At 39.1% G+C, this 16,884-nt stretch carries 17 protein-coding genes; 8 read left to right on the top strand and 9 right to left on the bottom strand.

Annotated elements, in window-relative coordinates; translation table 11 throughout:
* Positions 1-284 precede the first annotated feature (284 nt).
* The 4 genes from HS960_RS19030 (at position 285) to HS960_RS19015 (ending at position 5,225) form a co-directional block, all read left to right on the top strand.
* Complete coding sequence (locus tag HS960_RS19030) at positions 285-1,190, top strand: hypothetical protein (RefSeq protein WP_228280080.1); 906 nt, start codon at positions 285-287, stop codon at positions 1,188-1,190.
* Between the two features lie 5 nt (positions 1,191-1,195).
* Positions 1,196-3,184, top strand: coding sequence for a TonB-dependent receptor plug domain-containing protein (locus tag HS960_RS19025; RefSeq protein ID WP_159731468.1), 1,989 nt, complete (start codon positions 1,196-1,198; stop codon positions 3,182-3,184).
* A 22-nt stretch (positions 3,185-3,206) separates the two neighbouring features.
* Positions 3,207-4,055, top strand: a complete 849-nt coding sequence (locus tag HS960_RS19020) for an MbnP family protein (protein ID WP_159731466.1) — start codon at positions 3,207-3,209, stop codon at positions 4,053-4,055.
* Positions 4,056-4,202: 147 nt separating this feature from the next.
* Positions 4,203-5,225 (top strand): cytochrome-c peroxidase, encoded by a 1,023-nt coding sequence (locus HS960_RS19015; protein ID WP_182330369.1) that lies wholly within the window; start codon positions 4,203-4,205, stop codon positions 5,223-5,225.
* Positions 5,226-5,232: 7 nt separating this feature from the next.
* Here HS960_RS19015 and folP read toward each other — a convergent pair whose 3' ends face one another.
* The 4 genes from folP to HS960_RS18995 are packed head-to-tail and all read right to left on the bottom strand — an operon-like array spanning position 5,233 to position 8,011.
* Complete coding sequence (gene folP, locus HS960_RS19010; RefSeq protein ID WP_182330367.1) at positions 5,233-6,075, bottom strand: dihydropteroate synthase; 843 nt, start codon at positions 6,073-6,075, stop codon at positions 5,233-5,235.
* Between the two features lie 32 nt (positions 6,076-6,107).
* Positions 6,108-6,587: a DUF4920 domain-containing protein gene (locus HS960_RS19005; protein WP_182330365.1), complete on the bottom strand. Its 480-nt coding sequence runs from the start codon at positions 6,585-6,587 to the stop codon at positions 6,108-6,110.
* A 1-nt stretch (position 6,588) separates the two neighbouring features.
* Entirely contained in the window at positions 6,589-7,167 is a 579-nt protein-coding gene (locus tag HS960_RS19000; protein ID WP_153844849.1) for an L-threonylcarbamoyladenylate synthase, read from the bottom strand.
* A gap of 25 nt (positions 7,168-7,192) precedes the next feature.
* The gene (locus HS960_RS18995; RefSeq protein WP_075990775.1) at positions 7,193-8,011 is read right to left on the bottom strand and encodes a 2,3,4,5-tetrahydropyridine-2,6-dicarboxylate N-succinyltransferase; all 819 of its coding nucleotides are present in this window, start codon (positions 8,009-8,011) and stop codon (positions 7,193-7,195) included.
* Positions 8,012-8,410: 399 nt separating this feature from the next.
* Between HS960_RS18995 and HS960_RS18990 the strand changes: the two genes are divergently transcribed.
* Positions 8,411-8,821, top strand: a complete 411-nt coding sequence (locus HS960_RS18990) for an RNA-binding S4 domain-containing protein (protein WP_088159990.1) — start codon at positions 8,411-8,413, stop codon at positions 8,819-8,821.
* Entirely contained in the window at positions 8,778-9,863 is a 1,086-nt protein-coding gene (locus HS960_RS18985; RefSeq protein WP_228280078.1) for an isoaspartyl peptidase/L-asparaginase family protein, read from the top strand. The genes HS960_RS18990 and HS960_RS18985 overlap by 44 nt, the downstream gene beginning before the upstream one ends.
* 121 nt (positions 9,864-9,984) lie before the next feature.
* Here HS960_RS18985 and ytxJ read toward each other — a convergent pair whose 3' ends face one another.
* The 5 genes from ytxJ to HS960_RS18960 all read right to left on the bottom strand — a co-directional run bounded on the left by ytxJ (position 9,985) and on the right by HS960_RS18960 (position 14,652).
* Positions 9,985-10,323, bottom strand: a complete 339-nt coding sequence (gene ytxJ / locus HS960_RS18980; protein ID WP_200845685.1) for a bacillithiol system redox-active protein YtxJ — start codon at positions 10,321-10,323, stop codon at positions 9,985-9,987.
* Between the two features lies 1 nt (position 10,324).
* Complete coding sequence (locus HS960_RS18975; RefSeq protein WP_153844850.1) at positions 10,325-11,065, bottom strand: hypothetical protein; 741 nt, start codon at positions 11,063-11,065, stop codon at positions 10,325-10,327.
* 287 nt (positions 11,066-11,352) lie between these two features.
* Positions 11,353-11,841, bottom strand: coding sequence for a 6,7-dimethyl-8-ribityllumazine synthase (gene ribH, locus HS960_RS18970; RefSeq protein ID WP_182330363.1), 489 nt, complete (start codon positions 11,839-11,841; stop codon positions 11,353-11,355).
* Between the two features lie 87 nt (positions 11,842-11,928).
* A complete protein-coding gene (locus HS960_RS18965) occupies positions 11,929-12,600 on the bottom strand; it encodes a tetratricopeptide repeat protein (protein ID WP_088159993.1) in 672 nt (223 codons plus the stop codon).
* A gap of 78 nt (positions 12,601-12,678) precedes the next feature.
* Positions 12,679-14,652 carry a polysaccharide biosynthesis protein gene (locus tag HS960_RS18960; RefSeq protein ID WP_227550096.1) on the bottom strand — a complete coding sequence of 658 codons (1,974 nt, stop codon included), beginning with the start codon at positions 14,650-14,652 and terminating at the stop codon, positions 12,679-12,681.
* 85 nt (positions 14,653-14,737) lie between these two features.
* Between HS960_RS18960 and HS960_RS18955 the strand changes: the two genes are divergently transcribed.
* Entirely contained in the window at positions 14,738-15,949 is a 1,212-nt protein-coding gene (locus HS960_RS18955) for an alanine dehydrogenase (protein ID WP_153844853.1), read from the top strand.
* A 79-nt stretch (positions 15,950-16,028) separates the two neighbouring features.
* Positions 16,029-16,880, top strand: coding sequence for an alpha/beta hydrolase (locus HS960_RS18950; RefSeq protein WP_182330361.1), 852 nt, complete (start codon positions 16,029-16,031; stop codon positions 16,878-16,880).
* Positions 16,881-16,884: the final 4 nt, after the last annotated feature.

Raw genomic sequence — 16,884 nt, 5'->3', positions numbered from 1 at the left:
TCTTCGGTTAAGCTATTTCTTCAATAACTATTTATTTCAATGAAATCTTCCTAATTATTTGGGCTACATCATGGTGTGGATCCGAATCATTTGAATATTGATAATAGATAATAATCTGTTTAAGATCAATATTGATAGTTTCATTTCTCTAAAAGTTGAATGGAGCGCATCTATACGATGAAATATATCCGTTCGTCACAATAGGATATCATTTTGATTTATTGGATGAGCCCTCGTGCTCACGCAATAAATCGGATAGCTTCCTAACAAATGAAAAATTATAGATGAGAGATTTATTTATAAAAAAAGTGGGTTTTTATATCGCGATTATGTCTTTTCTCCTAGTCGCTTGTACAAAGGAGAAAACAGACTATGAGGCAGAGCGGGGAAATACTGTGGCAGAGAATACAGAGTTTAAAGAGGTTACAAGCCTTGTTTCTTCAGGGTATAGTATTCGTATTGAGGCTCTAGGCGGGGTATTGTATCGCGGTTATAATGATATCCGCGTGATAATCAATAAGCAGCAAAATAATGAACCTGTAGCCGTTTCCTCAGTCAAATTGCTGCCAGTCCAAACCAATGTGGAAGGAATGAAAATTGTTTGTCCGCACCAGTCCGAAATGGACTACACGTTGGATGGTCGCTACTTTTCGGGTTACAGTGTGTTTACAGATGAAAGCTCTGCAGCAGCAAACTGGAGTTTGGAAATCGATTTTACAATTGGCGATCAGACCTTCACCGCTACACAACAAGTAACTGTAAAGCCGCAGGTAAATAAAAATCGTAACATAACCACCTTAACCGGGAAAGATGGCGAACAGTATTTAATCGCCTTGATTGCTCCTTGGAAACCAACTGTTTCTGAAAATAAACTGGTCGCCGGGATTTATAAGTTGGACTTGGCACAATTGTCTTATACGACAGTCAATGGATATACCTTACAATTGGATCCGCGTATGCCAGAACCTTCGATGGGCAACCATTCTTCGCCCAATAATAAAGACTTGGTACAACAGGCCGACGGATTGTACCACGGTGTTGTGAATTACACAATGACAGGAAACTGGACATTGAATTTTATTTTGGTTAACCAAAATGGAAGGGTGATAGCAGGAACTGAGGTGCCCAAGGACTTTACACCGGGGGTAGAAGGTCGTAAAAGCGAGTTATACATTGATATTCTATTCTAGAGGCTATGAGGAAGATAAGTATTATTCTCTTTATGTTGTCTTTGGGATGGAACGTACACGGACAAAACAATCCTGTTACCCGCGATACAACGAGACGTCTAGCCGAGGTTACAGTCAATGCAGCTGCCAAAAAGAGAATTGAAAACGATCTGAAGATGACAGTCTCCGTGGATGAATATTTGGCTTCTGCAAGTAATATTAGCTTTATCAAACGCGGAGCCTATGCTTGGGAACCCCTACTCAATAATATGAGTAGCGAGCGTTCGACAATTACGATCGATGGGATGCATGTCTTTGGAGCATGTACGGATAAAATGGACCCGATAACCTCGTATGTAGAAAGTAATAACCTTGCCGCCATAGATATTAAATCGGGGCAGGAAGGTAATCTGCATGGTGCTACGGTCGCTGGCAGTATAGATCTAAAAAGAAGGAATACCTCGTTTGGTTTGCAGAAAAAAATTGGCGGAGCCTATCAGACAGGTTTTGAATTCAATAATAAGCAGACTTTCAATCTTGGGAATTTATATTACTCAAGTGACAAATTTGTGGCAGATGGAAGTATTGCCTTCCGGAAGGCTGGAAATTATTATGATGGAAATGACGATGAAGTACGGCATTCACAATATAATAAATTCAATGCGTCGCTGGGCTTGGCCTATAAAACAAGTCCGCTTTCTGCTGTTCGGGTAGATGCTATTTTTGATCGTGCAAAAGATGTGGGATTCCCGGCTTTGCCAATGGACTTATCCTTATCCAGAGCGATTATCACTTCGGCTGCATACAAACAGTTGTTTGAAGAGGGCTTGGTAAAAGTATGGGACACCAAAGTTTATTTTAATGCAGTTGAGCACTATATGGATGATACGACCCGTCCCGAGAATTTGGTCCATATGGATATGCCGGGCTGGAGTACAACCTATGGTCTTTTGTCCAAAATTAATCTGCAGAAAGATCGTTATTCTTCGGAAATACAAGTAAATGCTTACGATAATCTATCCATAGCTGAGATGCGTATGTACCCGCAGGATCGATCCAAACAGACCATGTTTGCCTATAGCTGGCCATGGGTGACCACCCGTTTCGCGAGTGTAGCCATTAATAACTCGTTAGATCTTTCTGATATCAGTAGACTTGTCTTTGGAGGTTCATTGGGTTTGAACTATAACTATTCGAAATATGTTGAATTCAACTGGATCTTCCATCCTGGTTCTCCACAGAAGAAAAATAGAATTCTTCCGAGCCTACACGCCAGTTATCAGTTAAATATTGGTCAGTTTGACTTTTCCATAGGAACAGGGTTTGGGCATCGTGCTCCCTCTGTTTCGGAGGCTTATGGTTATTACATTTACAACAGTTTCGATCGGTATGACTATATCGGAAATCCGGATTTAAAAAATGAAGTCTCTTATGAAGCCAATGCCAGTGCCGGATTTAAGACCGGAAAGTTAAGCATTGGGGCCAAGGCCAATTATTTCTTTATCCAAGACTACATTATTGGCCGGATTTTGAGTTTGGGTAGCCCTATGAACTATCAATCGGTAGGTGTGAAAGGCTATACCTCTTTAGATCATGCGACTCTGTTTAACCTAGCACTCAATGCGCAATATCAAATTTTGCCAAGTCTAGATTGGAAAGTCGTACTTACCTATGCCAGAGGGCAAGACAATATGGGCGGAAACCTGCCTTTTATACGTCCCTTAAGTTATCAAACATCATTGCATTATCGATACAAAATGATCGGTGTGCAAACTTCAATGAACGGGGACTTTAGCCAGGTCAATTTTAGCCCTGAATACGGAGAGGACCAAACTGCATCCTATAAGATATGGAATGTTTCGGCAGACTATACCTTCACTATTGGAAAATTAAATGCCGTGTTTCAGGTCGGTGCGGAGAACCTCTTCAATGAATACTATAGTACCTATGCAGATTGGGGAAATATACCACGCATGGGTAGGAATATTTTTACATCCTTAAAAATCAATTTTTAAATACCTTAAAACTTAGAATAAAATGAAAAACAATGCAATTAAACTCCTGATGATTTCTTTGGTTATGGTTTCTTGTAGCAAAAGTGAAGATGTCGCCAACAGTGTTAACTTACATTTCAACAATACATTTAAAAATACAACAATTGTGCTGGGTAGTGCAGATTCACCAGCTGCCACAACAAATACATCAGCCAGTGGGCAACTGCATCAGTTTTCTGAGCTGAAGTATGTAATTAGCAATATCAGGCTTATTAAAGCCGATGGATCTGAAATCCCTTATAATGTAAATGACCTCGATAAAGGGGCTACAGTAATTGATCAGGCGAAAGCAGCAACTTTAAATTATGTACTGAGTAATATACCTGTTGGCGATTATAAACAGATCAAATTCGGTTTGGGAGTAAAACAGGAAATAAATACATTGGATCAACTGAGATTCCCAGTTTTCTATGCAACAGCAGGGGCTAATGACACCAAAATGCACTGGGAATGGGGAACAGGTTACCGATTTACGAAATTGGAAGGCTTTTATGGTGCAGATCATAAAGAGTTGTCTATTCACACAGGAAGTACGATCAACGGAACAAATGGTGATGAATCCACTTATAAACAGGGGGTAGATGCTTATCGGGATATTACGTTGAATTTACCGTCCTTAGTTACTGTTGGAAAAAGTGTACCACAGATTAATATCAGGGCGGATTTCGATAAGCTCTTAAGCGGGAAAACGAATACCATTACATTGGGTGCTAACAACGCTGTGCCTAGTATTCATTCGGCAGTCGAAATGGTCAAATTTGTTGATAATCTTGGCGGTAACGGCAGCAGTGATACAGCAGGGATGTTCACTGTTGAGCGTGTTTCTAACTAAATTTTACGTAAATGGCTATGATCTTGAATGAGGTTGTAGCCATTGCTGAAAATACGTTATGCATAAACAAAAGAACGCCGTCCGATTGCACCATGACTTTCAAGTGTGCATTCTGAATATTCATCAACCATTGATAAAAATAAAAGGATGAAAAAAGTCATCTTAATCCTGGCAGTTATACTGATTGCTTTATCCTGTAGTAGGGATGATATCATTGAATCTACGCTGGAAGACAACCCCACAGTCATGTTCAATATTCCTGCGGATTTTCCGAGTCTGAATAATGCATTTAATAGCAATAAGCCAACAAAGTATGGTGTTGAATTGGGTGAAAAACTATTTCATGAAAAAAGATTCAGTGGAAATAATACGATATCATGTGCCAGTTGCCATAATCCCTCATTGGCTTTTTCCGATGGAAAAATGCAGGCAGTGGGTATAGATAATCGCGTCGGATTTCGGAACACTCCACCTTTGCAGAATTTGGCTTTTATGAAATTTTATAATTGGGATGGCAATATACTCGAACTGGAAAAGCAACCTTTAGTGCCAATTATCACGCATGAGGAGATGAACTCATCTATCCTGGAGGTCATCGGTAAAATCAATGGCGAGTTTGATTATAAAAGATTGTTCAAGAAGGCTTTTGGCGATGAGAATATTACACCTGAACGAATTTATAAAAGCATTGCACAGTATGAGTATACCTTAGTTTCGGCCGACAGTAAATATGATCAGGTAAAAAGAGGTGAAGGGGAGCAATTCACGATCGAGGAAGAACGGGGGTATCAGCTGTTTAAGTTGAAATGTGAAAGCTGCCATGCAACAGAATTATTTACCGATCAGAGTTTTAGAAATGTAGGGTTTCCTTTAAATAAGCATCCCGATGAGGCCGGGCGAGCACGCATCACAGGTATTGAAACAGACTATATGGCTTTTCGGGTACCTTCTTTAAGAAATGCGGAATATACAGCGCCTTATGGAAGTTTTGGGCAGTTCCCAACGTTAAAATCTGTCCTGGATTATTTTGACAAGGGTGTTTTGGATGCAGCTAACCTAGATCCGATTCTTAAGGAAAATGGTAAAAGAATTCCTATGACAGAAGAAGAAAAGGAAGCTATCATAGCTTTTATTAAAACATTAAGTGATCCCAAATTTGTAGGCAAATAATGCTGATTTATGAATAGAAGAGATCAACCAATTGTTTCGCTTCTTTTACATCATGTACGCGGAGAATTTGTACGCCTCTTTCGAGAAGTAAGGTATTTAAAGCGGTGGTGCCATTTAAAGCTTCTTGGGCGGTGATTCCGATTTTTTTATAAATCATAGATTTACGGGATATTCCGCCCAAAATTGGTAATTCGAAGTAGTGAAGTTCATTGACACGATAGAGCAACTCATAGTTCTGTTCGACTGTCTTTGCAAAACCAAATCCCGGATCAAGAATAATGTCTTTCACCCCCATACTTCTTAGCGTCGCAATGCGGTCACCTAAAAAGGTGGCTACGTCAGTTACAATATCTGTATAATCTGTTTTTTCCTGCATATTTTCGGGAATACCGCGCATATGCATGAGAATATAAGGAACTTGATATTTTGCCACCGTGGCGAACATGTTATCATCGAGCGTACCTCCCGACACATCATTTATGATGTGCACTCCCGCATCGATTGCAGCAGCAGCAACGTCTGCCCTAAAGGTATCTATTGATAAAATAGCGTCAGGAAATGCAGTTTTAATTGCTCGAATAGCGGGAAGAGCTCGATCCATTTCCTCCTGTGATGAAATTAATGGAGCGCCCGGACGTGAGGAATATGCGCCAATATCAAGAATTTGAGCACCTTCAAGCAATAGCTTCTTTGCTTTCTCTATCGCAAGTGCTACGGTTGTATTGTCGCCACCGTCATAAAAAGAATCTGGAGTCACATTGAGTATCCCCATAATAATAGGCTTTTCGAAGGTCATTAAGGTACCATCGACCAGTATAGAATGACAGGTTGAAGTGTGGAATCTTTTCATCAGAACAATGCTAGGCTTGGTGTGAGAGCGTCTTATTTGACAACCAAAACACCGTCAGCAATAATGCTAATATCTTTTTTAGGTTGTGTAATCTGGTCTATTTCAGACTGTGATTTACCAAGATCCTTTGCCGCATGTTGTAACGATGCTACCGAAACTTCCTTTTTCTTTGCGATACCCTCGACGACAACTGTTTTACCGACAATGTCTGCTGGCATGAAGAAACCATAGTCTTTAAAACGGACGGTAATAGGCTCTTCGCCGTCCCGTTGCAAGGTCATGAAACAACCTTTTTTCTTACACACTTCAACAACTTTGCCCGATATCTTTCCATTGAAGGCATTCTTTTGCGTGAGTTCTTTTTCAAGCTTAGCTACTGAAATCGCATTGGTCGCAGAGATTTCTTTGCCATATTTTACGCCTGGTTTGGCTGCGGGAATATCCTTTTGCTGTGCGAAAGATAAATTGGTAACAGCAAATGCTAATGCAAAAAATAAAACGATCTTTTTCATGCTATTTTCTAATAAATTCAAATTTACCACTTGGGTCCAGCTTCATGACAGTAGATGATTTCCCATCTGTTGTTACGTCTCTGTCATAGGCGACAATATAGTCTACCCCATCTTTGATGGCATCAGATATTTCGTCAAAATCTTTCGCTGTGGGTTCACCACTGATATTTGCCGAAGTTGAAATTATCGGTTTGCGAAACCGTTGTAAAAGTTGTTCACAAAAAGGGTGCTTGACAATTCGAATGCCAATTGAACCGTCCTCAGCAATCGCATTGGGCGCAAGATTTTTGGCATTCGAATAGACAATTGTCAAGGGTTTTTCGGTGTATTCAATAAGTTGATAAGCCACATCCGGGATTTCATTTACATAACTCGCTAATTGATTGTCGTTGTGTAATAGGACGATCAGACTTTTGGATTTATCTCTTCCTTTCAGTTGGAAAACTTTCTCCACGGCTTCTGGATTGGTGGCATCACAACCTATCCCCCAAATGGTGTCGGTGGGGTATAGAATTAATCCGCCGTTTTTTAATGTCTCCAAGGCCTTATTCAAATCCTCACGATCTACGAATGCACTCATCTTATCTTTATACTAGTTTTAACTTTTATACAGCTACATTATGATCACGTAGTGCATCATTTAATGAAGTCTTTTTGTCTGTAGACTCTTTACGTTGACCAATGATCAAAGCGCAAGGAACTTGATATTCCCCTGCCGCAAATTTTTTGGTGTAAGAACCCGGGATAACAACAGAGCGGGCAGGTACATAACCTTTATATTCTACTGGTTGAGGTCCCGTAACGTCGATAATTTTTGTTGACGCTGTCAATACGACATTAGCACCCAATACAGCCTCTTTTTCTACACGAATACCTTCTACTACAATCGCTCTTGAACCTATGAAAACATTGTCCTCAATAATAACTGGAGCTGCTTGTACGGGCTCTAATACGCCACCAATTCCGACGCCGCCACTTAAATGGACATGTTTACCAATTTGTGCACAAGATCCAACAGTTGCCCAAGTATCCACCATGGTACCTTCGTCTACATAAGCACCGATGTTAACGTAAGAAGGCATCATAATCACTCCTTTAGCCAAATATGCACCTAAACGAGCAGAAGCCCCTGGTACAACACGTACTCCAGTGTGCTTGTAGTCTGTCTTTAATTTCATTTTATCATGAAACACAAAAGGACCTGCAGTCATTTCGCGCATATCATTGATTGGAAAATATAAAATAACAGCTTTCTTAATCCAGTCATTGACGTGCCATCTTGTACCGATCATTTCAGCGACGCGGATTTCACCGCTATCTAATTTCATGATAACAGCGCGAATGGCTTCTGTATATTCTTTATATTCTAATAATTGCCTATCTTCCCAAGCTTCCTCAATCAGTTTTTTAAGTGGCTCTACCATATTATTTATTTTCTTATTTGAATTAGTTTATTTTGATGTACAAACTTAGATAAAGTTGGACTTAAAAACAACTTTATCCATTGTTCCTTGCAATAGACTTTCCTGATAACAACACCCTACCAAATTATGATCAACTCCTGACTCCAACCACAGTGTGTGCACAGTGAGTCCACGTTGAGTCCACCTTTTTAAGGTGCGTTCACGCTACAGACATTGTTTTAACAACCCGCTTGCAGTCAGGAGTTGGTATGGATTTGATGATAACTTGTCGGCAATTAGCTATTAAACTCTTCCGGCGAACGGATGAAAGACGTTTTAATAAGTGAACTCAGTTTAATAGGAATTTTCCATAATTGCTTTTGGTTATAATGATTCTAAAAATATAATTATTTTTGTATTATGGCTGGAACATCAGAAAAATTGAGAATTGATAAATATTTGTGGTCAATTCGCTTATTTAAGACAAGAACTTTGGCAACAGAGGCCTGTAAGGCAGGTCGGGTGAAACTAAAAGGCCAAAATATAAAACCCTCTTATGAAGTTAAGATCGGAGATGTATACCATGTCCAAAAGGGAATTGAGAAAAAAGTGGTGATGGTGACAGGTCTTTTGGAACGTCGTGTTGACGCCAAGACTGCTGTTCAATTCTACGAGGATCAAACACCTGTTGAAGAAACTGTAGGGTTTAAATCCGTATTTCATGCGCCTGTCCTAAAACGCGACCGCGGTACAGGGCGCCCTACGAAAAAAGACCGTCGTGAGATAGATGATTTACAATCTTCAGAATGGTGGGAGAAGGAAGATGAATAATCTCAAGATATGCGCCATGATAATTATGGGAAGTCTGTTGACAATCTCCTGTAAATCATATAAAAAACCTGTAGCCGTGACTGAGGGAGAATTTGTTTTGGCGATCCATGGTGGAGCGGGGACGATCTTGAAAAAGAATATGACAGATTCGATGGAACAAGCTTATAGAATTGTCTTGGAGCAAGCGCTTCGTATGGGCTATCAAAAGTTGCAAGAAGGTAAATCCAGTTTGGAAGCGGTTGAATCTGCTATCCATGTTATGGAAGACTCTCCCTTGTTTAATGCGGGGAAAGGAGCGGTTTTTACACATGACGGACATAACGAACTGGATGCCTCCATCATGGATGGTAAATCCTTGGCTGCAGGCGCCGTTGCGGGAGTGACAACAATCAAAAATCCAATCTCAGCAGCCAAGGCTGTGATGGAAAAATCTGAGCATGTTATGATGGTAGGTAAAGGTGCCGAAGAATTTGCGAAGCAAGTGGGATTAGCCATTGTAGATCCTTCTTATTTTTGGACGAAAGCACGTTGGGAAGCTTTGCAGAAAGTGAGAAAGGACGATAGTACTCAAACACAACTAGATCACGATCAAAAACAAAGTTCACGTTTAGGCATTATCAATAAAGACGCTAAATTTGGTACTGTAGGTTGTGTTGCTTTGGATAAAGCAGGTAATCTGGCTGCGGGCACATCAACAGGAGGGATGACAAACAAGAAGTTTGGACGGGTCGGAGATTCGCCAATTATCGGTGCTGGAACGTATGCGAACAATAATACCTGTGCTGTTTCCTGCACTGGATGGGGTGAATATTATATCCGCACCGTGGCTGCATATTCGGTGTCAGCTTTAATGGAATATAAAGGTGAACATGTTGATCAAGCGAGCCGGCAAGTAATCGATCGGATTGGTGAAATGGGCGGTAATGGCGGCATGATCGCATTGGATAAAAATGGACATGTTGCTATGCCTTTTAATACCGCCGGCATGTATCGGGGTACGGTGACTAAAGACGGTAAAATAACTGTAGAAATTTATAAATAGCCAATTCAGCTTTTTTCATCATCATAAAATATCCCAAGTGATCAATACAATACATGTTGAAGATCGCTTGGGATAAATTTTGCTAAAATTTTTTATTGAACAGCAGTTATGGCCTATAATGTCAAATTGCCGTTAGGTATTGTTCTATCTCATCAAATTGGATATCACCATGTGAAGCGTCATATAGACTGTCTTTTCCTGCAACAATCAGTATTTGGGGTGATTGATGTTCTACATGCCAACGTTGGGCAATCTCATTCGATAGTGGGCGGTAACGCAAAAGGTCTAAAAGATAAATCGCATAATCATGGTCTGAAGTAGCAGACATACGCTCAAGACTACGCTTAGCCATATTGCTAATACCACAAGTTGTGCTATGTTTAAAGATGGCTACAACTTTATCAGATTGATAAAGCTCCTGTAGCTGTTCTTCTGTATTTAATTCTATCCAATTAATCATATTATAGTTCTGTAAATTTTTTCTGTTCTACCTGTACAAAAGATGAAATAGAGGAGAATATACAACTCTTTTGGTCATTGCTTGTGGAATTGAAAAAACTGGGTAAACGTATACCGTCGCCAATCTCCTTATATTTGCTCACTTCATAGGTGTTTTTTTCGCCCTTATCTGTGTATTCGTAACGGACAATCTCACCGGTATTTTGATCAATATAAAGCAAACCATCAATCTTTGAACCAAAGATAGGGCCTGACGAGCTGATATTTGCTATCGTTAATTTCTGTCCAGCACTGAAACTTTCCTTTTGGCTTTTCAGCTGCACATTTTTCTGCCCGATCAAGGTGGGCAAAAGTAGCAGATTGAGATCCGAAAATAGCTGGTTTTTAATTGATTTCTTGAGCTCTGGCTCATCTGCAGATAAATTCCCTCCAATAAAGAGTTTGTCTGACCCTGGGTTTTTAAAATTAAACAGGTAGGTCACCTGATCCGTTCCCTTATAGCCATCAAATCGACATGCTCCAGTCGTTCTATTGAACAGGAACTTTCGTTCGTCGTTTGACAACTGGTCTGAGATGGTATTTCCCTTTGCTGAGAAAGCCAAAAACTGCAAAGAATCCCATTTTTCCTGGCCACCGATACTTTGCCAAATCTGCTTGTTTAGACTATCGTCTTGTGCCACTAGATCCAACTGACAAAATAACGTCAGTATAACGACCAAGAGTACATTCGATAATGTTTTCATAATCCTATTTTTTAAAGAAACAATCATCAAGTAATTCGTACCAAAATTGATAGCGTTAAACTTCATCATTGCGTCATTGTCTATAAAACTACCGACTGTTGTATAACTGATTTACACTACAATCAAGACAATTCAATAACAATTTATTCTAGTGAAAAAATAAAAATCGATTAATAAGATAACTAAATATTTTATTAATCGATTTATTCAAAATATAAGTACCTGAGTAATAAGCTGTGCTCAGCAATACTTTTCATCATTGAATGGTAGGCAAAATTAATACCAAACTAGAATTTTTTGGCAATATGAGCCATTTGTATTGCTGTAATAGCAGCTTCTTCACCTTTATTACCATGTTTCCCTCCGGCGCGATCCAATGCTTGCTGAAGATTATCAGTCGTTAATACACCAAAAATAGCTGGTTTATTGTATTTTAGCCCTACATTGGCAATGCCATTTGCAACTGCATCGCAGATAAAATCGAAGTGTCTGGTCTCACCCTGAATGACGCAGCCTAAACAGATTACAGCGTCAAAACTCTGATTTCTGAATGCGAGGTCTGCTCCTGAAATTAATTCGAAACTTCCAGGAACCTCTATGACTTGGATATTGCTTTCCTGAGCGCCATGCTCTTCCAAGACCTTTATTGCACCATTCAATAATGCACCTGTAATTTCTGCATTCCATTGTGCAACAACGATTGCAAATTTGAATGGACTTGCATCCGCAACCTGGATATGCGAAAAGTCGGATAAATTTTTAATGCTACTTGCCATAATAGTAACAAAGATAGTGATTTTAGATGGTCACAAAAAAAGAGGCTATCAAATAGCCTCTTTTTATTATATTTTTATAATTATCTATTATAGATGTGCTTGTACACGGCCTAATAAACCATCAATTGTTGAAGCTTCTTGACTCTCAGGAAAATCTGTTTTAATCTTCTTGTAAGCAGTCTCTGCACTTTTATAGTCATTTTGTGCTTCATATACAAGTCCTAGTTTTTTCAAAAAGAGTGGAGTTGTATACGAGTTGCTTGATTTTTCAGAAGCTTGCTTGTAGTAATCAGCGGCTTTTTTGTAGTCTTTTAACTCTGAAAAAGCATCACCTGTTAAACCAATTACGAGTGGGTCTAGAATTTGGCTTCCTGTTGGAGCATATTTTTCAAGCGCTTTCGCAGCCTCATCGAATTTACCTTGACGCAAATATAAACCTCCTAAATAGGCGTTTGCAATATTGGCAGATTTTGTATTGGAATATTCGTCCGCAATTTGTTTAAAACCAAGAAACGCACCATCACCCATGATTGCTTTACTTTGTAAAGAATCAATTGTAGCAAGCTGTTCTGCTTTGTACATACGGTTCGAAGCTTCTTCTGCTCTTGGATCTAGATAAAGCTTTTGATATCCAAAATAAAGTAAGATCAATACAACGATACCACCTAAAATGAACACTACACTTTTTTGGTTATCTTGAAAAAAAGATCCTTTTGAAGGTTTGAAACCTTGATTTGTATTATTTGTGTTTTTAGACATTACTAATCAGTAAAATATGGATTGCAAAAATACACTTTTCGAGCAAATTTGCAAGCGTTTTGCAAATTTTAAAGTGAATTAACTTTGGTTTTCTGACTCATTCGATAGTTCAATTTCCTTGTCTAGCTGTTCGTAGATGGAATTTTTACTTTTGAATTCAGGTACAATAATTTTCATTTGATAGACAACTTCGTTTTTGTTTTGTGTCGCTAAACGCTGTTGCAATTCGCCAATTTTCATACACACGATATCATAATTATTTTCTCTGACTTTGGCGATCATGATTTTTTCGTGGTGAGTCGGTAAGGTATTCTCTAAATCATTCAGTAATTCCTCATACAGTTTTTCACCAGGTCTTAATCCAGTGAATTTTATTTCAATATCTTCATTCGGTTTAAATCCTGAAAGACGAATCATTTTTTTAGCTAACTCAACTATTTTTACAGATTTACCCATATCAAATACAAAGATTTCGCCACCTTGTCCCATTGTTCCAGCTTCAAGGACTAGTCGGCATGCTTCGGGAATGGTCATAAAATACCGCGTAATTTCTGGATGAGTAACTGTTACAGGGCCACCTTTTTGAATCTGGTCTCTGAATCGAGGGATAACAGATCCATTGGAGCCTAGGACATTGCCAAAGCGGGTTGTGATAAATTTGGTGTGCACAGTTGCCCCTAACGAGTTTTCCAAATGATTGTTTAAAGATTGTACATAGATTTCTGCGATACGCTTTGTCGCTCCCATGATATTCGTGGGATTGACAGCTTTATCGGTAGAGACAAAAACAAATTTTTCAACTTGAAATTCCACGGCTAAATCAGCTAGATTCTTAGTACCCATGACATTGGTCTGTACTGCTTCCAAAGGATGGTTTTCCATCATTGGCACATGTTTGTAAGCTGCCGCATGATATACATAATGCGGCTTGAAAGTGTCAAAAAGTAATTGCATCCTTTTTGTACTTCGGACGTCTGCTATATAAGTATGATAAACTTGATTTGGAAATTCATCTTGAAGGTCAAGTTGGAGATTATGTAACGGGGACTCCGCTTGGTCACAAAGGATAATCATCTGGGGCTCGTATTTCCCCAATTGGGATGCAATCTCACTACCTATGGAACCTGCTGCCCCAGTAACTAAGATCCTTTTGCCTTTCGTTTGGCTTAGGATGTGGTCGTCGTTAATCTTAATCGGCTCCCTTTCTAGTAAATCTTCAATTTTTATTTTTTGGATCTGATTGGGGTTAAGATCACCATTCATGATCTTTTTAACAGGAGGGAGCGTTAATATGTTGACATTTTTTTCGAGCGCAACATCTGTAATTTCATTTTTACGGTCGGAAGGAATGTTGTGCGAAGCGATGATGACCTCTTCAATATTTAGTGTGTTGATGAGGTGGCTAAACTTTTGAGAAGAGTAAATTTTGGTCCCATCAATAACTTTGTTAATTTTTTGCTCATTATCGTCTAAGAATCCAACAATAGCATTTTTGGATCGTACATCATGGTCTAAGGTTCTTTTTACAGCAATTCCCAAATCACCGGCACCGTAGATGAGCGTCTTTTTTCTGGATCCGTTGACTTTTTTGGTGTATAGAAAGAAAATTTTAATAATTGTTCTATATACGGTTAAAATAAGAAATGAAAAGAGTGCAAAGAAGATAATGAGTGCAGTTGGGATGTTTCGCTCTATCTCGTTTGCCTGGATCACTAATTTTATAACCAAGAGAACGAAAACACTAAATGTTATCGTTGATAATATACGTATGGAATCGATAGCGCTTGTGTAACGAACTATCCCAGTATACATCTTGAAGAGGTAGAATGATAAAGAACATATGGCTATAAATAAAATGTAACGAATGCTAAAATCAATGTCGAGCAGAAAATCGAAGTTAAAATCATAGTAAATAACATTTGCGAGGAGATAAGCGATGGAAACACTAAAGATGTCCAATAAAAAAATGATCCATCGTGGCACTATATTGACTTTACTGAGCATGGTATTATATCTGATTAATTTAGACAAATGTATATAAATTTGTTTCATTCCAAAGCCGTGCCAAACCAAATTTATCTTCGTTTGATAAGATTGATTTTTTATTGTAATTTTAGCTAACTATCAATTTTACAAGATGAATGAGTTAGGAAAGCTTGCGAGTCAGGCTATGATTTCTCCAAAAGAGATGCTGTTTGAGAAGAAAAAGAATGCAAAGAGTTTATTTATAGGCATTCCAAAAGAAATCTCGCTTCAGGAAAAGCGGATCTGCTTGACGCCATTAGCGGTTGCATTATTGGTAGAAAATGGACATGAAGTAATCATTGAGACGGGAGCAGGTGCTGGGGCCAATTTTTTGGATCATCATTATAGTGAACAGGGCGCTCGTATCGTTTCATCTCGGGAAGAGGTGTACCAAGCAGATCTGATCATTAAAGTTGGTAGCCCTATGCTTAGTGAAGTTAAGTTGATGAAAGAAAGACAGCTTTTGTTATCTTCTCAGCAACCTTCACTCATGAACCTGGATGTACTAAAGGCGTTAATGCATAAAAAAATCACTGCAATTTCTTACGAATATTTAAGAGATGAGGGCGGTTGCCTGGCAGTGGTTCGTGCGATGAGCGAAATCGTGGGGGCAACGGCAACCTTAATCGCTGGAGAGTATCTGAGCAATGCATTTGGAGGGAAGGGACTGATGCTCGGTGGTGTGACCGGCGTAGCTTCCACAGAAGTCGTTATTATAGGCGCGGGGACCGTTGGTGAACAAGCTGCCCGAACGGCTTTGGCGCTAGGTGCACAGGTAAAGGTTTTTGATAATTCGATTTATAAACTTAGACGCCTGCAAAACAATCTTGGTAGCCGTGTTTTCACTTCCGTTATACAGCCTATTATTTTAAACAAGGCTGTGATCAGTTCGGATGTAGTTATTGGCGCTTTACGAGCTCGTAATGGACGTTCTGCTTGTATAATTTCGGAGGAAACAGTTTCTAAAATGAAACCTAATTCTGTAGTGATAGATGTGAGTATCGATCAAGGGGGGAATTTTGAAAGCTCAGAAGTGACTTCACATGATAAACCTATCTTTCGGAAATTTGATGTTATTCACTATTGTGTTCCCAATATAGCGTCTCGGGTAGCACGAACAGCCACTTATGCAATGAGCAATATTTTTACGTCTATTTTGCTTGATTTTGCAGAACTCGGGGGACTGAAAAATGCAATCTGGAAGAATCCCGGTATTCGGAGTTCTATTTATTTGTACCAAGGAAACCTTACAAATATTGACATGGCCTCAAGATTTAATATGACGGCGAAAGATTTGGATCTTTTAGTTGTTTCTTCCTTATAAACCAGGGGTATCCAGTTCATGTTTGATTCGTTTTTTTTAGTATATGTAGTCTGGAGCTCTCTTTTAAAATATCATTTTAATGAAAAGAATTTTTATGATTTTATGTTCGTTGATTTCGCTTGTTAAAGCGCAGGAAGCAATCAACCTTTATGCAGATTCTATTCCAAATTCGACTGATAAAGAGCAGGTAAATTTAGAAAAGAATGTACCAAAGTTATTTGCATATACAGCAGATAAAAGTATAGATAAAAATATCGCGGTACTGGTTATTCCAGGAGGAGGGTATTCTCATATAGCAATGGATCATGAGGGGCATGCCGTTGCAAAAGAGCTGATAAAAAATGGCTATTCGGCATTTGTTTTACAATACCGATTGCCTTCACCAAATATCATGCGTGACAAATCAATAGGACCTCTTCAGGATGCCCAGCGGGCAATGCAGTTGATCCGAACCTTGCATCCCGGACTTCGAAAAGTTGGGGTAATAGGATTTTCCGCTGGCGGGCACCTAGCTTCCACTTTAATTACGAAGTTTAAGAAAGACTATATAGCGAATCCTTCCCATGTATCGCTAAGACCTGATTTTGCAGGATTAATTTATCCAGTAATCTCTATGGAAAATGATATAACACATAAAGGTTCGCGTATAAATCTCATTGGAGAAACCCCCTCACAAGACCAAATAAAGCTGTTTTCTTCCAATTTGCAGGTGTCTTCTAACGTTTGTCCGGTTTTCTTTGTTCATGCCAAAGACGATATGGCTGTGCCAATAGAAAATAGCTATAGAATGATGGCAGCTTTGGACAAGTCAAAAGTGCCCAACAAGCTTTATACCTTTGAGCAGGGGGGGCACGGTTTCGGATTAATTAACAAAACCTCGGATAAATTATGGTTTGACGCATTTTTATCTTGGCTAGACACACAAGACTAGGGCA

The organism is Sphingobacterium paramultivorum (assembly GCF_014109745.1).
Taxonomy (GTDB): Bacteria; Bacteroidota; Bacteroidia; order Sphingobacteriales; family Sphingobacteriaceae; genus Sphingobacterium; species Sphingobacterium paramultivorum.
The sequence above is the reverse complement of the archived record's forward strand: the minus strand, read 5'-3'. Positions and strand labels throughout refer to the sequence as shown.

What these genes read in the sequence shown, in the direction of transcription:
- HS960_RS19030 (WP_228280080.1), top strand. Translation starts at nt 285, where the DNA reads ATGAGAGATTTATTTATAAAAAAAGTGGGTTTTTATATCGCGATTATG.
- HS960_RS19025 (WP_159731468.1), top strand. Translation starts at nt 1,196, where the DNA reads ATGAGGAAGATAAGTATTATTCTCTTTATGTTGTCTTTGGGATGGAAC.
- HS960_RS19020 (WP_159731466.1), top strand. Translation starts at nt 3,207, where the DNA reads ATGAAAAACAATGCAATTAAACTCCTGATGATTTCTTTGGTTATGGTT.
- HS960_RS19015 (WP_182330369.1), top strand. Translation starts at nt 4,203, where the DNA reads ATGAAAAAAGTCATCTTAATCCTGGCAGTTATACTGATTGCTTTATCC.
- folP (WP_182330367.1), bottom strand. Translation starts at nt 6,075, where the DNA reads ATGAAAAGATTCCACACTTCAACCTGTCATTCTATACTGGTCGATGGT.
- HS960_RS19005 (WP_182330365.1), bottom strand. Translation starts at nt 6,587, where the DNA reads ATGAAAAAGATCGTTTTATTTTTTGCATTAGCATTTGCTGTTACCAAT.
- HS960_RS19000 (WP_153844849.1), bottom strand. Translation starts at nt 7,167, where the DNA reads ATGAGTGCATTCGTAGATCGTGAGGATTTGAATAAGGCCTTGGAGACA.
- HS960_RS18995 (WP_075990775.1), bottom strand. Translation starts at nt 8,011, where the DNA reads ATGGTAGAGCCACTTAAAAAACTGATTGAGGAAGCTTGGGAAGATAGG.
- HS960_RS18990 (WP_088159990.1), top strand. Translation starts at nt 8,411, where the DNA reads ATGGCTGGAACATCAGAAAAATTGAGAATTGATAAATATTTGTGGTCA.
- HS960_RS18985 (WP_228280078.1), top strand. Translation starts at nt 8,778, where the DNA reads ATGATTTACAATCTTCAGAATGGTGGGAGAAGGAAGATGAATAATCTC.
- ytxJ (WP_200845685.1), bottom strand. Translation starts at nt 10,323, where the DNA reads ATGATTAATTGGATAGAATTAAATACAGAAGAACAGCTACAGGAGCTT.
- HS960_RS18975 (WP_153844850.1), bottom strand. Translation starts at nt 11,065, where the DNA reads ATGAAAACATTATCGAATGTACTCTTGGTCGTTATACTGACGTTATTT.
- ribH (WP_182330363.1), bottom strand. Translation starts at nt 11,841, where the DNA reads ATGGCAAGTAGCATTAAAAATTTATCCGACTTTTCGCATATCCAGGTT.
- HS960_RS18965 (WP_088159993.1), bottom strand. Translation starts at nt 12,600, where the DNA reads ATGTCTAAAAACACAAATAATACAAATCAAGGTTTCAAACCTTCAAAA.
- HS960_RS18960 (WP_227550096.1), bottom strand. Translation starts at nt 14,652, where the DNA reads ATGAAACAAATTTATATACATTTGTCTAAATTAATCAGATATAATACC.
- HS960_RS18955 (WP_153844853.1), top strand. Translation starts at nt 14,738, where the DNA reads ATGAATGAGTTAGGAAAGCTTGCGAGTCAGGCTATGATTTCTCCAAAA.
- HS960_RS18950 (WP_182330361.1), top strand. Translation starts at nt 16,029, where the DNA reads ATGAAAAGAATTTTTATGATTTTATGTTCGTTGATTTCGCTTGTTAAA.